We start from the raw sequence: 15351 nt of genomic DNA, 5'->3' as shown, positions 1-15351 counted from the left end.
GTTGTGCCATGACGTTTTCCCAAGCCGAGATCGTTTTCCGGGGGCGGGTAGGATAGATTTCCGATTATCGCCATGTCACGTCGGCGGCGTGCCGTTCTCCGCCAACACCGCTCCAGCCAGATAGAGCGAACCGCCGATCAGGATGCGCGGCGGCGGGCCGTCCCAGGTGTCCCGCAGTAACATCAGCGCGCTGGCGACGGAACTCACCGGCTCGGCCGTCAGCCCGGCCTCGGTGGCACGGGCCGCCAGTTCGTCGTTCGGCGCGCTGGCGTCGCTCAGGCTCACCGGCACGGTATAGACGTGCCGGGCGAGGCCATTGAAGGCGCGGAAATAGCCGCTCTGGTCCTTGGTGTTGATCATGCCGGAGATGAGAAAAAGCGGCCTGGGGTTCTTCTCTTCCTGTTCGGCCAGCGCCTCGGCGACGACCACGCCAGCGCCCGGATTGTGGCCGCCGTCGAGCCAGATGTCGGCGCCCTTGGGCGCCAGTTCCGTCAGCCTGCCTTGCGACAGCTTCTGCATCCGCCCCGGCCAGGCGACAGTGGTCATCGCCTTCTCGGCGGCACGGTGGCTGATCTCGAAGCCGGCTGCCTTGACGGCGGCGATCGCGGCGGCAGCATTGGCGAACTGGTGGCGCCCGGGCAGCCGCGGCGGCGGCAGATCCATCAAGCCATCATCGTCCTGATAGACCATGCGGCCGTTCTCCTCGAAGGCGAGGAAATCCTGTCCATAGACCAGGGTCGGGCAGCTGAGCCGCTCGGCGGTTTCGATCAGCACCTGCTGCGCCGCCTCGGTTTCCTGCGCCCCGATGACCACCGGGCAGCCGCGCTTGATGATGCCGGCCTTCTCGGCGGCGATCAGTTCGACGCGGTCGCCGAGATAGGCTTCGTGGTCCATCGACACCGGCATGATCACCGAGACGGCCGGCCTGGCGATGACATTGGTGGCGTCGAAGCGGCCGCCGAGACCGACCTCGATGATGGCGGCATCGGCCGGATGCTCCGAAAACAGGATGAAGGTGACGGCGGTGAGGATCTCGAAAACGGTGATCTTCTCGCCGCCATTGGCCTTGGCGACGCGGGCGATGGCCTCGGCGAAGATATCGTCCTCGACCAGCCTGCCGCCGCCATCAGCCGCCAGCCGGTAGCGCTCGTGCCAGCTGACCAGATGCGGCGAGGTGTGCACGTGCACGAGTCGGCCGGATGCTTCCAGAAGCGCTCGCGAGAAGGCGGCGCAAGAGCCCTTGCCGTTGGTACCGGCGATGTGGATCACCGGCGGCAGCAAGTCCTGAGGATTGCCCAGCCGCTCCAGCAGTCGTGAAATGCGGTCGAGCGAAAGGTCGAAGCCTTTCGGGTGAAGCGCCATCAGCGCTTCGATTTCACGGTCGGCGGCAAGCGTGGTCATGTAGGAGTCCTAAGCGCGCGATGGATCGCGCGCAATCGCGGTTCGCGGCAAAGAGTGTCGCGTCAGGCCTGCGGCCGTGCTTCCGTCGCGACCACCGCCGGCGGCAGGATTTCCGGCTCCAGGGGCTTGTGCTCTTCCGGCATCTTGAGCAGCATCTTCAAGAGCCGCGCGATGGTCCGGCGCATCTCCAGTCGCGACACCACCATGTCGACCATGCCGTGCTCCATCAGATATTCGGAGCGCTGGAAGCCGTCCGGCAGTTTTTCCCGGATGGTCTGCTCGATGACACGCGGTCCGGCGAAGCCGATCAGTGCGCCGGGCTCGGCTATATGCACGTCGCCCAGCATGGCGTAGGAGGCAGTGACGCCGCCGGTCGTCGGATTGGTCAGCACGACGATGTAGGGAAGGCCGGCTTCCTTCAGCCGGTCGACGCCAACCGTGGTGCGCGGCAATTGCATCAGCGACAGGATGCCTTCCTGCATGCGCGCGCCGCCGGAAGCGGCAAACAGGATCAGCGGCCGCTTGCGCTGCACGGCCACCTCGAAGGCATGAACGATGGCGTCGCCCGCGGCCATGCCGAGCGAACCGCCCATGAAGGCAAAATCCTGCACCGTCACCACCACCGGCAGGCCTTCTACGGTGCCCAGCGCGTTGACGATGGCATCTTCCAGGCCGGTCTTGGCCTTGGCGTCCTTCAACCGGTCGGTGTAGCGCTTCTCGTCGCGGAATTTCAGCGGGTCCAGCATGACCTTGGGATTTTCGAGCTGTTCGTATTTGCCGTCGTCGAGGAAGTATTTCAGCCGCTCCTTGGCCGAGATCTTCATGTGATGGCCCGAAGACGGGATGACGAACTGGTTGGATTCCAGATCCTTGTGGAACACCATCTCCCCGGTCTCGGGATCCTTGATCCACAGGTTCTCGGGCATGTCGGTGCGCCGGCCGAGCATCGAATTGATCTTCGGGCGAACGTAGTTGGTGATCCAGTTCATCGCTTCGGCTCCTGTCCTGACGAAGAGTTAGAGCAATTCCAGGAAAAGTGTGAACCGGTTTTCCGACCGGAATTGCGATAAAGCAAAAAGATAGAGCGGTTCGGCGTTTCCGTGAAACGGCAAACCGATCCAGCGCATGCCGCCCGGGATGGCGACGTGCACAAGACCTGAGGTAGGAAAACTATTCGGCGGCAGCAAGGCGGGCCGACCGCACGCCCTGCGCGAGGCCGCTGACCAGCGTGGCGACGGCCTCGGCCGGGTCGGCGGTCTTTTCGCCCTTCGGCCCCAGCACATTGGCGACCGCATTGACGATCGCGGTGCCGACGACGACGCCGTCGGCATTGGCGCCGATGACGCGCGCCTGTTCGGCGGTCTTGACGCCGAAGCCGACGCAGACCGGCAGATCGGTATGGCCCTTGATGCGCTTGACCGCCGCAGCCACCTTGCCGGTGTCGGCCAGCGCGGAACCGGTGATGCCGGTCATCGACACGTAATAGACGAAGCCGGACGTGTTCTGCAGCACCTTGGGCAGGCGCTTGTCGTCGGTGGTCGGCGTCGCCAGCCGGATGAAGTTGATGCCGGCTTTCAGCGCCGGGATGCACAGCTCCTCGTCCATCTCCGGCGGCAGGTCGACGACGATCAGCCCGTCGATGCCGCTGGCCAATGCGTCCTTGAGAAAGCGGTCGACGCCGTAGATGTAGATCGGGTTGTAGTAGCCCATCAGAACGATCGGCGTCTCATTGTCGCCGGTGCGGAAGTCAGCCGCCATCTTGAGCGTCTTGACCAGCGTCTGGCCGCCTCTCAGTGCTCTCAAGCCCGCGGCCTGGATCGCCGGGCCATCGGCCATCGGATCGGAGAACGGCATGCCGAGTTCGATGATGTCCGCGCCGGCCGTTGGCAGCGCCTTCATGATCGACAGCGAGGTCTGATAGTCCGGGTCGCCGCCCATGAAATAGGTGACGAGCGCCGGGCGGCCTTCGTTCTTGAGCTTTGCCATGCGGCGATCGATGCGGGTCACCATGATCAGATCTCCATGCCCAGCATCGAAGCCACCGTATGCACGTCCTTGTCGCCGCGGCCGGACAGGTTGACGATGACGATCTGGTCCTTGTCCATGGCGGGCACGATCTTCACCGCATGGGCGATGGCGTGCGCCGATTCGAGCGCCGGGATGATGCCTTCGACGCGTGTGGTCAGCTTGAAGGCCTCCAGCGCCTCGTCGTCGAGGATCGGCACATATTCGACGCGGCCAGAGTCGCGCAGCCAGGAATGCTCCGGGCCGACGCCGGGGTAATCGAGGCCGGCCGAGATCGAATGGCCGTCCATGATCTGGCCGTCGGCATTTTGCAGGAGATAGGTGCGGTTGCCATGCAGCACGCCCGGCGCGCCGGCGTTCATCGAGGCGCAGTGCTCGATGCCGTCGAGGCCACGCCCGCCGGCCTCGATGCCGATGATGCGGACATCCTTGTCGTCGAGGAACGGATGGAACAGGCCGATGGCGTTGGAGCCGCCGCCGACGGCGGCGATGATGGTGTCGGGCAACCGGCCTTCCTGCTCGAGGATCTGAGCGCGCGCCTCCGAACCGATCACCGACTGGAAGTCGCGCACCAGCTCCGGATAGGGGTGCGGGCCGGCGGCGGTGCCGATCAGGTAATAAGTGTCCTCGACATTGGTCACCCAGTCGCGCAGCGCCTCGTTCATGGCGTCCTTCAGCGTGCCGTGGCCAGCGGTCACCGGCCGCACTTCGGCGCCAAGCAGCTTCATGCGGAAGACATTGGGGCTTTGGCGGGCAACGTCCGTGGCACCCATGTAGACGACGCAGGGAAAGCCGAAACGGGCAGCGACCGTGGCCGACGCCACGCCGTGCTGGCCGGCCCCGGTCTCGGCGATGATGCGCGTCTTGCCCATGCGCTTGGCCAGCAGGATCTGGCCGAGGCAATTGTTGATCTTGTGCGAACCGGTATGGTTCAGGTCCTCGCGCTTGAAATAGACTTTTGCACCGCCCCCGAGGCCCTTCGCCGAGGAAACTTCACGAAGATATTTCGTCAGGCCATCGGCGAAATAGAGTTTCGACGGCCGCCCCGCATAGTGGGTCGAAAGGTCGGTGAGCTCGGCCCTGAAATCCGGATCGTCCTTGACCTCGTTCCAGTGCCGTTCGAGGTCGAGGATCAGCGGCATCAGCGTTTCGGCCACGAAACGACCGCCGAAAATGCCAAACATGCCCTGTTCGTCGGGTCCGGTGCGGAAGGAATTGGGTGTCGCCGGCTTGTTCATCGCCGATCTCCTGGCATCTCGATTTTCTTGAGCATGTCCTGTCGAAAACCGGTTTCCACTTTTCCGGGACATGCTCGGGTTTGAGGCGGTCAGGCGGCGCGGTCGTCTCGCACTGCCTTGACGGCCCGGAAAAACTGCTCGATCAGCGCCGGATCCTTGACGCCCGGCGCGCTTTCCACGCCGGAGGAAATATCAATTCCGGGCGGGCTGGCAAGCCGAAGGGCATCGCCGATATTGGCGGCGTTGAGCCCACCGGAAAGCATGTAATCGAGCCCGGCGTCAAGGCCGGTCAGGATGCGCCAGTCGAACGCAACGCCATTGCCGCCCGGCAACTCGGAGCCCTTCGGCGGCTTGGCGTCGAACAGGAACCGGTCCGCGACCCCGACGAACGGTTTGATGCGCTCGAGATCGGCGGCTTCGCTGAGCGGCAGCGCCTTCATGACCGGCAGGTCATAGCGGGCTTTCAGTTCGGCCACCCGTTCGGGCGTTTCCGAGCCGTGCAGCTGCAGCATGTCCGGGCGCATGCTGTCGATGATGTCGTCCAGGAAGGTGTCGTTGGCGTCGACGGTAACGGCAACCGCCAAAGCCTTGCCGCGCGCCGCTTCGCGCAACCGCCCGGCTGCAGCCGGTTCGATGTAACGCGGGCTCTTGGCAAAGAAAATGAAGCCGACATGGCTGGCGCCGCCGGCCAGCGCCGCGGCCATTGCCTGGTCGGTCTTCAAGCCGCAGATTTTGACGTCGAGTGCCATGGCGCGGGAATTGACATGAAATCGAGGCAGAGTCGAGAAAAAGCATGTTGTTTGCCGGCAGGGCCAAAGGCGCTACCTATCATGGGAAAGCATGCAAGGCGGGAGAACATCATGACTGACAGAACCGTTGCCGAACTCAGGCAGAAGATCGCGCAAGCGCGCGAGGTGATCGCGCATTTGATGGACAAGGCCGCCTTCAACGGCGCCGAGGCGCATCGGGCGCTCGATTATTTCGACACCGACGCCTTCGATCGGAATTTTTTACCGTGGCCGCATCATAGCGAAGAGGGGCTGCGGCCTGAAGAGCTGAACGCCGCGAATGACGATTGAGTTCGTGCGGCCAGTAAGAACGTAAACGCTGGCGCGACAGGAGGTGTGAAGGATCACCACGCAACAGCTATCCTCAGGCACCGTGCGACGCTTCGCGATTGCGCTACTCGAAAACGATCGCCTGCAGGGCGCCGCCATTGCGCTTCAGCCAGTCCTTGCAGCGGTCGGTGTCGGGACAGAGCTTTTCGCACAATTTCCAGAATTTCGGGCCGTGGTTCATCTCTTTCAGATGCGCTACTTCATGCGCGACGAGGTAGTTGATGACGGGTGGCGGCGCCATCATGATGCGCCAGGAAAAGGACAAATTGCCTTCGGAAGTGCACGAGCCCCAGCGGCTGGACGTGTCCTTGTAGCGGATCGCCTTGGCGCGCTTGCCAAGCGCCTCGGTGTGCCTGGCCACCAGCTTCTCGATCTCCTTCTTGGCCTCGCGCTTCAAAAAATCGGCGATGCGGCGCGGCAGGTGGATGCGCTCGCCATGCACGATCAGCAGCGGGCCGCGTTCGTCGCGCGACACGGTGACGGTGCCGCGCCTTGACGGCTCATGCACGATGCGGTGCGGCACGCCGCGTATGGGGATCTTGATGCCGGGCCGCACCTGCGGCCGCGTTGGCACCTTGGCCAGCCGCTGCTCCAGCCAGTCCTGATGACGATCGAGGAACCGCTCCACCTCGCCGCGGCGCAGGCCCGGCGGCACGGTGATACGCAGGCCCTGGCCGCCGGAATCGATGCGCAGCGTCAGACGCCGCGCCCTGGCGCTCTCGACGATCTTGAGCGGCAGCGTGCGGCCGGCAACGCAGTATTCTCGCTCCACGACAGGCGTGGGCTTGGGCTTCGTCAGATTGCGGAAGAATCCGAGGGTCATGGCCGGACGATACGCGATTCGAGAAAAACGAATAGAACAAAAAAGAAACGGCGCCGCTCGCGCGACGCCGTTTTTTCACGATCGGGCCTGTCGCTCAGCCTCAGTCGTCAAGCAGGTTCGAGCCTTTGCCACGCTTGGTGGGGGTCGTGCCTGTGCTCGGGTCGCTCTTTGCCGGAGCGGTCGACTTGTTGCGGTTCGCCATGAAGCGATCGAACTCGTCCTGGTCCTTGGCGCGACGCAATTCGCGGGCGTAGTCGTCGAACTCGGTCAACATGTCGTCGAGCTTGCGGCGTTCCTCGGCCAGGCGTTCAAGCTCCTTTTCGCGCCAGTCGTCAAACGCGACGTTGCCGGTCCGGGCGGAGCCGTGGCCCCAGCGTGCGGCTTTGTCGGAACCGCGGCGGCAGCCGGCGAAGATGCCGTCGGTCGCGCGGTTGACATCACGCTTGAAGCCCTCGAGCCGGTCGCCCCAGATGATGTAGGCGAGCATGGCGAAGCCGAGCGGCCAGAACACCATGAAGCCGATCACCATCAACGCGATGGTTGCCGGCGTCCAGGCCGGGCGGATCAATGCAGATGTGTTCATTTTCTCCCATTCCTTCGGTTGGAGACAGCCAGGACCGGCTGCGTGGAATCGAAATGGGAAGGCAAAAACGGCGATTCAAGACAATGTCGGCTAAAACCGGACAAGCTGCTGAAATGATTATCGCTTTTTGAGCATATCGAGGAAAAGCACGACCAGCCCGGCAATCAGTCCCCAGAATGCGGCGCCGACGCCGAACAAGGTCAGCCCGGAGGCGGTGACGACAAAAGTGACGGTGGCGGCCATGCGCTCGCTTTCGTCCTTGAGCGCGATCGCCAGCGCGTTGGCCAGCGAGGCCATCAGCGCAAGACCCGCAACCAGCACGATCAGGCTCTGCGGCAGGACGGCGAAGATCGCCACCAGGGAGGCGCCGAAAATCGCGAAGATCAGATAGGCAAGGGCATAGAACGGCCCTGTCTTCCAGCGCTCCGTTGGGTCTGGATGAACGTCGGGCCCGGTGCAGATAGCCGCCGAAATTGCCGCCAGATTGGTGGTCGAGCCGCCGAACGGCGCCGAAAGCAGCGAAAACAGGCCGGTGATGCCGATCAGCGGACCGGGTTCCGGATGGTAGCCGGCGGCGCGCAGCACGGCGAGGCCCGACAGGTTCTGCGAAGCCATGGTGACCAGGTAGAGCGGTACTGCCAGGCCGATTATCGCCTTGGCGGTGAACACAGGCGCGATCAGAGTGAGCGTCGACAGTTCAGGAGTGGGCAAACCGCCGACGCGGCCGGTGAGAAACGCGGCGAGACCGCCGCCGACCAGCACTGCCAGCACCGACAGCGCCGGATTGAACAGGCGGATGACGAAGAAGGCGGCGATCAACGGCAGGATCAGCCAGGGATCGGCGGGAACAGTTTTGACCGCATTAAGCGCGAAGGTGACGACAATGCCGGCCAGCATTCCTGAAGCGACCGAGGGCGGTATCCCCGAGATCAGTTTCGTCAGCGGCCGGAACAGCCCGGTGGCGACCAAAAGAATGCCGGTAACGATGAAGGCGGCGACGGCCTCGCCGATCGAAAAACCGCTCGACGCCGCCATCAGCGCCAGGCCCGGCGTCGACCAGGCGGTGATGACCGGCATTTTCGTTCGCCAGGATAGCCACAGGCTTTCGACCGCCATCGCCAGGCAGATGGTGGTCACCCAGCTCGCCGTCTGGATTTGCGTCGCGCCAACCGCGTGGGCGGCGGCAATGACAATGGCCAGCGTGCCGCCGAAACCGACGATGGCCGCGACAAAGGCTGAGATCGGGATGGAAAGGCGCATCGTCACTTGCTCCGCGCGGCCATGTCGCCGACCGCCCGCACCAGCATGTCGAAATCCTGCGGCCGCGATAGCCGGTGGTCGCCGTCGGGGATCAGCGACAGCGTGACATCGTCGGCCGGCAGCAGGCTGACCAGCCTCAGCGCATGGCTCGACGGCACGTCCCGATCGGCCAGGCCCTGCACGATGTGGACGGGGCAGTGCGTGTCGAGCGGGCCTGTCATGACCAGGTTGTCGCGCCCATCCTCGATCAGCGCGCGCGTGTAGATGTAGGGCTCGGTGGAATAGTCCGACGGCTCCTCGAAGAAGCCTTTTTTGGCAAGGTCGCGCTTCTGCGCTTTGGTCAGCACCGGTTCGACCAGTTCTGCGGTAAAATCCGGCGCCGGTGCTAGAAGCACCAGACCGACGACGCTTGCGTCGCCTGCCTTGCGCAATTCCTGCACCATGCGCAGGGCGATCCAGGCGCCCATCGACGAGCCGACCAGGATCTGGCTGCCGCTGGTGAAATGCCGGAACACGGCCAGGCTTTGCGAAAGCCATTTCGAGATCGTGCCGTCGGCAAAGGCGCCGCCGGATTCGCCGTGTCCGGAATAGTCATGGCGCAGGAAGGCGCGGCCTTCTTTTGCCGCCCAGTCCGAAAGCGCTTCAGCCTTCGTGCCCAGCATGTCCGACTTGTAGCCGCCGAGCCAGACGACGCCAGGCGTCGCGCCCGCAATATGGCGCACCGCGATGCTCGATCCGTCGACATCCAGAAAGACAGGGGCAGTCATGGCTTTTTCCTTGCGCCGACTTTCGGCGCAGGGTCTTGTGACACAGCCAGTGGTGTGGCGAAAAGTGCTCGCGATCTTTCTTTGTTTGTCGCAGGCAGCGATCAGGTGATTTTCTGTCAATGCTGTGCTATTGACTCCGCCCGCGCGCTCCCCACATTGGCGCGTCCACATATCAAGACCTGCAAATCCAGAACGAAACGGCCAAGGAGACCACGACCATTCGCAGACCTTTCAAAGCAGCGGCGCCGACCAAGGATGGGCCGCGCTCCAATCGTGACATCCGGGTTCCCCGGGTCCAGCTTATCGACGCCGAAGGCCAGAACCGTGGCGATGTTTCCATCAACGACGCATTGCTGCTCGCCGAAGAGGCAGGGCTCGATCTCGTCGAGATATCGCCCAACGCGCAGCCGCCCGTCGTAAAAATCCTCGATCTCGGCAAGTTGAAATACGCCAACCAGAAGAAGGCGGCCGAGGCGCGCAAGAACCAGAAGGTCATCGAGATCAAGGAGATCAAGATGCGCCCGAACATCGACAGCCACGACTACGAGACCAAGATGAAGGCGGTGCGCCGCTTCTTCGAGGAAGGCGATAAGGTCAAGCTGACATTGCGCTTCCGTGGCCGCGAGATGGCGCATATGGAGCTTGGCATGCAGCTTCTGAACAAGGTGCGTGAGGAAGTGGCTACCATCGCCAAGGTCGAGGCGGAGCCGAAGCTCGAAGGCCGCCAGATGATGATGGTGCTGGCGCCGCGCTAGATCACGATAAGGTTAGCGCGACCGACGCGCTCCAATTCCGCCTGAATTGTGCTACAGGGCGTCCCGGCGATCGGCGGGACGCCCATTTCTCGGCCATAGCTGCGGTCGCCGGCTAAGCTCTCGACGATCGGATTCCTCCCTTGGACAAAAAACTCAAATACGGGCTGGGTGGCTACCAGCGCACGCGCAGGCTGGTGCTTGCCGTGCTCGTGGTGGTGCTGTTCGCAGCCCTGCTGTTCGGGCAATCGAGCTTTCCGCCTGATACGGCGATGCATGAAACGATCGAGATGTTCGGCGTGCTGCTGATTTTCCTAGGTATCTGCGGCCGCCTTTGGTCGACGCTCTACATAGGTGGGCGCAAATCTTCCGAAGTTGTGACGGGCGGGCCTTATTCGATCACCCGCAACCCGCTCTATGTGTTCTCGACTGTGGCCGCGGCCGGCGTCGGCGCGCAGATCGGCTCGTTCTCCGGCATCATTCTGTTCGCTGTCCTGTGTGCGGGCGCCTTCCATATCGTCATCCTGCGCGAGGAGAAATTCCTTAAGGAAGCGCTCGGCGAGCCCTATCAGGCCTATCTGGCAAGAGTGCCGCGCTTCTTTCCGAAGCTTTCCCTTTACCAGGAAGGCGACACCGGCAGCTTCAAGCCGCGCCTGCTGTTGACAACGCTTCTCGACGGCCTGGTGTTCCTCATCGCGCTGCCGGCCTTCGAACTGATCGACGGCGCCCAGCAGTCGGGTATGTTGCCGGTGTTGTTTACGCTCCCCTGATGAAGGACCGGGCGCCGCATCCGGGCGTTCGGGGAAACGCGCGGCGCGGTGGGTGTTGCACAGTCGCCTGCTTTGACGTATAGGACCGCCGTTCCAAGAAAACCGCCCGGCAGGGCATGCCGTGGCGGTTTCATTTGCTTTTCGGGCTTTGGTCGGCCCGAAGCGAACAAGAAGCGCGATGGTGCGCCACAATACGGAGTAGCAAAATGCCCAAGATGAAGACCAAATCGGCCGCCAAGAAGCGGTTCAAGATCACCGGTACGGGTAAAGTCCTGTCGGCTGCGGCCGGCAAGCGTCACGGCATGATCAAGCGTTCCAACAAGTTCATTCGAAATGCCCGCGGCACGATGGTTCTGGCTGAACCGGATGGCAAGAAGGTCATCAAGAATTTTCTGCCGAACGGCCTCTGAGCATTCGGCCGAACACGAATTTGTTTTACGCAATTCCGAACGGAAAACCGCAAGGCACTTTTCCTGGAATTGCTTTTAAGGAGATCATGACATGGCACGCGTAAAAAGAGGCGTCACCTCGCACGCCAAGCACAAGAAGGTCCTGAAAGCCGCGAAAGGCTTCTACGGCCGCCGCAAGAACACCATCCGCATCGCCAAGCAGGCGGTGGAAAAGTCGCTGCAATACGCCTATCGCGACCGCAAGAACCGCAAGCGCTCGTTCCGCGCGCTGTGGATCCAGCGCATCAACGCCGCGACGCACGAGCACGGCCTGACCTATGGCCGTTTCATCGACGGCCTCAACAAGGCTGGCATTGAGATCGATCGCAAGATCCTGTCGGATATGGCCATCCACGAGCCGCAGGCTTTCGCCGCGCTCGTGGCCAAGGCCAAGGTTGCTCTTGAGTACCTCAAGAACACCACCCCGAATGCTTTTGAAAGCGCTGTCGCCTAAGACCAGCGCTTCCCAAGCATTCGAAATTCTGATTTGGGGAACCCGCGCTGGCACGGCTGGCGCGGGTTTTTCTTATGCCTGATGTAACCAAATTGGTGACACGCCCGGTGATGGTGGGTTGCCCGATCGAGAGAGTTTCGCCGTGAACGCCACCGCTGGAAATCTTGAAAGCCTGGAAGCTTCGCTGCTCGCCGACATAGCGTCGGCTGCTGACGAGGCCGCGATAGAAGCCGTGCGCGTGGCAGCCCTTGGCAAGAAGGGGTCGATCTCGGAAATGCTGAAGACGCTCGGCTCGATGAGCGCTGAGGAGCGCCAGGTCAAAGGCCCCGCCATCAACGGCCTCAAGAACCGCGTCACCGATGCGCTCACCGCGCGCAAGGCGGAACTCAGGGATGTTGCCATCACTGCCCGCCTCGCCGCGGAGAAGGTCGACGTGACGCTGCCGGTGCGGCAGTCGCCGGCCGAGCGCGGCCGCATTCATCCGATCAGCCAGGTCATCGACGAGATCGCGGCGATCTTCGGCGATCTCGGCTTCGCCATCGCCGAAGGGCCCGACATCGAGACCGACTATTACAATTTCACCGCGCTGAATTTCCCGGAAGGCCATCCGGCGCGCGAGATGCATGACACCTTCTTCTTCCAGCCGGACGAGAAGGGCGAGCGCAAGCTTCTGCGCACCCACACCTCGCCGGTGCAGATCCGCACCATGGAGAAGCAGAAGCCGCCGATCCGCATCGTCATTCCGGGCAAGACCTACCGGCAGGATTCCGACGCCACCCACTCGCCGATGTTCCATCAGGTCGAAGGGCTGGTGATCGACAAATCGGCCAACGTCGCCAACATGAAGTGGGTGCTGGAAGAGTTCTGCAAGGCCTTCTTCGAGGTGCCGTCGGTCAAGATGCGCTTCCGGCCGTCCTTCTTCCCGTTCACCGAGCCAAGCCTCGAGGTCGATATCCAGTGCGACCGCTCGCGGCCAGGCGAGGTGCGCTTCGGCGAAGGCTCCGACTGGATGGAGATCCTTGGCTGCGGCATGGTGCACCCCAACGTTCTGCGCGCTGGCGGGCTCGATCCCGATGAATATCAGGGCTTTGCCTGGGGCATGGGCATCGACCGCATCGCCATGCTGAAATACGGCATGCCGGATCTGCGCGCCTTCTTCGATGCCGATGTGCGCTGGCTGTCGCATTACGGCTTCCGGCCGCTCGACATGCCGACTTTGTTCGGGGGCCTGAGCGCGTGACGGTCAAGACGATTCCTGCTGCGATACATTACGGAACAGCATCATGAAATTCACCCTCTCCTGGCTCAAGGACCATCTCGAGACCGACGCCTCGCTCGGCGAGATCGTCGAGCGGCTGACCTCGATCGGCCTCGAGGTCGAGCATGTCGACGACAAGGCGAGCCTGAAGCCCTTCGTCATCGCCAGGGTGCTGACGGCGGTGCAGCATCCCGACGCCGACCGGCTGCGGGTGCTGACCGTCGACACCGGCGACGGCAAGCCGCCCGTGCAGGTCGTCTGTGGCGCACCCAATGCGCGGGCGGGCATGATCGGCGCCTTCGCCGCGCCCGGCACTTATGTGCCCGGCATCGATGTGACGCTGACGGTTGGCAAGATCAGGGGCGTCGAAAGCCACGGCATGATGTGTTCCGAGCGCGAGCTGGAACTTTCCGACGAGCACAACGGCATCATCGACCTGCCCGAAGATGCGCCGGTCGGCACCAGCTTCGCCGCTTACGCGCATCTCGACGATCCGGTCATCGAGATCAATCTGACGCCAAACCGGCCTGATGCCACCAGCGTTTACGGCATCGCCCGGGATCTCGCGGCGAGCGGTCTCGGCCGCCTCGTCGGCGGCGCGATCATGCCGCATGTCGGCAATGGAATGTGCCCCGTCAAGGTGACGATCGAAGCGCCGGAACTCTGCCCCGGCTTCGCGCTCAATCTGGTCAGCGGCGTCAGGAACGGCCCGTCCCCGAAATGGCTCCAGCAGCGGCTGATCGCCATTGGGCTGAGGCCCATCAGCGCGCTGGTCGATATCACCAACTACGTCACCTTCGATCGTGGCAGGCCGCTGCATGTCTTCGATGCCGGCAAGGTCGCCGGCAATCTTGTCGTGCGTCGCGCCAGGGATGGCGAAAAGGTACTGGCGCTCGACGGCCGCGAATACACGTTGACGCCGGAGATGTGCGTCATCGCCGATGACAATGGCGTGGAATCGATCGCCGGCATCATGGGCGGCGAGCGTTCCGGCTGCGACGAGAACACGACCGACGTGCTGATCGAATCCGCACTCTGGGACCCGATCACCACGGCCCGCACCGGGCGCGCGCTCGGCATCATCACCGATGCCCGCTATCGTTTCGAGCGCGGGGTCGACCCCGAATTCATGGTGCCGGGCGTTGAGCTTGCGACCCGGCTGGTGCTTGATTTCTGCGGCGGCACGCCGACGGAAATCGAGGTGGCCGGCTATGCCGGCCATCAGCCCAAGATCGTCTCCTTCCCGCTGTCGGAAGTGAAGCGGCTGACCGGCATAGAAGTGCCGACGGCGGAAAGCCTCGATATTCTCACGCGCCTCGGCTTCAAGCCTGAGGGTTCGGGCGATGTCGTCGAAATCGCCGTGCCGTCCTGGCGTCCCGATGTCGACGGCAAGGCCGACCTGGTCGAGGAGGTGATGCGCATCCACGGCGTCGACAACATCGCTTCGCAGCCGCTCGGCGCGCATGACGCGGTCAACGGCAAGATCCTGACGACGCTGCAGATCCGCACCCGCGCGGCCAAGCGGGCGCTGGCCGTGCGCGGCATGATGGAGGCAGTCACCTGGTCGTTCATCCCCGCCAGGCACGCCGAACTATTCGGCGGCGGGCAGGCTTCGCTCAAGCTCGCCAACCCGATCGCCGCCGACATGTCCGACATGCGGCCCTCGCTGCTGCCCGGCCTGATCGCAGCCGCCCAGCGCAATGCCGACAAGGGCATTGGCGACGTGGCGTTGTTCGAGGTCTCCGGCACCTATGAGGGCGACGGCGCCGACCAGCAACGGCGCGTTGCCGCCGGCGTGCGGCGCGGCACCGCCAAGCTCGACGGTTCCGGCCGCAACTGGGCTGGCAATTCCGGTCCGGTCGGCGTGTTCGACGCCAAGGCTGATGCCATCGCCGCACTCGAAGCCTGCGGCGCGCCGGTCGAGCGGCTGCAGATCGAGGCCGGCGGCCCGTCCTGGTACCATCCTGGTCGTTCCGGAACGATCAAGCTCGGACCGAAGACGGTGCTCGGCACGTTCGGTGAATTTCATCCAAAAACGCTGGAAGGGCTCGACGTCTCCGGCCCGCTCTGCGGCTTCGAAGTGTATGTCGATGCCGTGCCCGAGCCCAAGGCAAAGCCGACGAAAACCAAGCCCAGGCTGGATCTCTCCGCCTTCCAGGCGGTGAAGCGCGACTTCGCCTTCGTCGTCGACAAGGCGGTCGAGGCCGGCACGCTGGTACGCGCGGCGCTCGCCGCGGACAAGAAGCTGGTCACCGGCGTCTCGGTCTTTGATGTTTTCGAAGGTGCGGCGCTCGGCGAGGGCAAGAAGTCCATCGCCATCGAAGTGTCGATCCAGCCGGTCGAGAAGACGCTGACCGACGAGGATTTCGAGGCGTTGGCCAGGCGCATCGTCGAGAATGTCGGCAAGCAGACTGGAGGCGTGCTCAGGGCATAGCCTCTTTCCGGGATTGCGG

Annotated in this window: 16 protein-coding genes; 7 read left to right on the top strand and 9 right to left on the bottom strand. The window is 63.4% G+C overall.

Annotation, left to right across the window (positions count from 1 at the left end; translation table 11 throughout):
• Positions 1-75: 75 nt before the first annotated feature.
• The 5 genes from FJ946_RS06795 to FJ946_RS06775 form a co-directional block, all read right to left on the bottom strand.
• A complete protein-coding gene (locus FJ946_RS06795; RefSeq protein WP_140563511.1) occupies positions 76-1401 on the bottom strand; it encodes a folylpolyglutamate synthase/dihydrofolate synthase family protein in 1326 nt (441 codons plus the stop codon).
• A gap of 62 nt (positions 1402-1463) precedes the next feature.
• A complete protein-coding gene (gene accD / locus FJ946_RS06790) occupies positions 1464-2390 on the bottom strand; it encodes an acetyl-CoA carboxylase, carboxyltransferase subunit beta (protein ID WP_140491161.1) in 927 nt (308 codons plus the stop codon).
• Between the two features lie 181 nt (positions 2391-2571).
• Positions 2572-3411, bottom strand: coding sequence for a tryptophan synthase subunit alpha (gene trpA / locus FJ946_RS06785; protein WP_140561789.1), 840 nt, complete (start codon positions 3409-3411; stop codon positions 2572-2574).
• Positions 3412-3413: 2 nt separating this feature from the next.
• Complete coding sequence (gene trpB / locus FJ946_RS06780) at positions 3414-4664, bottom strand: tryptophan synthase subunit beta (protein WP_140563509.1); 1251 nt, start codon at positions 4662-4664, stop codon at positions 3414-3416.
• Positions 4665-4753: 89 nt separating this feature from the next.
• Positions 4754-5413, bottom strand: a complete 660-nt coding sequence (locus FJ946_RS06775; protein WP_140554553.1) for a phosphoribosylanthranilate isomerase — start codon at positions 5411-5413, stop codon at positions 4754-4756.
• A 111-nt stretch (positions 5414-5524) separates the two neighbouring features.
• On the opposite strand from FJ946_RS06775, the gene FJ946_RS06770 reads away from it, so the two are divergent.
• On the top strand, positions 5525-5743 hold the full coding sequence (locus FJ946_RS06770; protein ID WP_140491152.1) for a hypothetical protein: 219 nt from the start codon (positions 5525-5527) through the stop codon (positions 5741-5743).
• Between the two features lie 103 nt (positions 5744-5846).
• Here the strand turns inward: FJ946_RS06770 and FJ946_RS06765 are convergent, their stop codons facing one another.
• From FJ946_RS06765 to FJ946_RS06750, 4 genes are all read right to left on the bottom strand, one after another.
• Entirely contained in the window at positions 5847-6605 is a 759-nt protein-coding gene (locus FJ946_RS06765; protein WP_140561794.1) for a M48 family metallopeptidase, read from the bottom strand.
• Between the two features lie 100 nt (positions 6606-6705).
• Positions 6706-7188: a DUF2852 domain-containing protein gene (locus FJ946_RS06760; protein WP_140491148.1), complete on the bottom strand. Its 483-nt coding sequence runs from the start codon at positions 7186-7188 to the stop codon at positions 6706-6708.
• Between the two features lie 117 nt (positions 7189-7305).
• Positions 7306-8448 carry a benzoate/H(+) symporter BenE family transporter gene (locus FJ946_RS06755; protein WP_140491146.1) on the bottom strand — a complete coding sequence of 381 codons (1143 nt, stop codon included), beginning with the start codon at positions 8446-8448 and terminating at the stop codon, positions 7306-7308.
• 2 nt (positions 8449-8450) lie between these two features.
• Positions 8451-9215 carry an alpha/beta hydrolase gene (locus FJ946_RS06750; protein WP_140563507.1) on the bottom strand — a complete coding sequence of 255 codons (765 nt, stop codon included), beginning with the start codon at positions 9213-9215 and terminating at the stop codon, positions 8451-8453.
• Positions 9216-9433: 218 nt separating this feature from the next.
• On the opposite strand from FJ946_RS06750, the gene infC reads away from it, so the two are divergent.
• From infC to pheT, 6 genes are all read left to right on the top strand, one after another.
• Entirely contained in the window at positions 9434-9970 is a 537-nt protein-coding gene (gene infC / locus FJ946_RS06745) for a translation initiation factor IF-3 (protein ID WP_140491142.1), read from the top strand.
• A 140-nt stretch (positions 9971-10110) separates the two neighbouring features.
• Complete coding sequence (locus FJ946_RS06740) at positions 10111-10737, top strand: isoprenylcysteine carboxylmethyltransferase family protein (protein ID WP_140563505.1); 627 nt, start codon at positions 10111-10113, stop codon at positions 10735-10737.
• A 206-nt stretch (positions 10738-10943) separates the two neighbouring features.
• A complete protein-coding gene (gene rpmI, locus FJ946_RS06735; RefSeq protein WP_006201248.1) occupies positions 10944-11147 on the top strand; it encodes a 50S ribosomal protein L35 in 204 nt (67 codons plus the stop codon).
• Positions 11148-11238: 91 nt separating this feature from the next.
• On the top strand, positions 11239-11640 hold the full coding sequence (gene rplT, locus FJ946_RS06730; protein WP_006201247.1) for a 50S ribosomal protein L20: 402 nt from the start codon (positions 11239-11241) through the stop codon (positions 11638-11640).
• A 142-nt stretch (positions 11641-11782) separates the two neighbouring features.
• Positions 11783-12880, top strand: coding sequence for a phenylalanine--tRNA ligase subunit alpha (pheS, locus tag FJ946_RS06725; protein ID WP_140491135.1), 1098 nt, complete (start codon positions 11783-11785; stop codon positions 12878-12880).
• Positions 12881-12923: 43 nt separating this feature from the next.
• Positions 12924-15332, top strand: a complete 2409-nt coding sequence (gene pheT / locus FJ946_RS06720) for a phenylalanine--tRNA ligase subunit beta (RefSeq protein ID WP_140561799.1) — start codon at positions 12924-12926, stop codon at positions 15330-15332.
• Positions 15333-15351: the final 19 nt, after the last annotated feature.

The sequence above is a fragment of the Mesorhizobium sp. B2-4-7 genome, from assembly GCF_006442685.1.
Lineage (GTDB): Bacteria > Pseudomonadota > Alphaproteobacteria > Rhizobiales > Rhizobiaceae > Mesorhizobium.
Note: the sequence above shows the minus strand (reverse complement) of the source record. Positions and strands in the feature narration are given on the sequence as shown.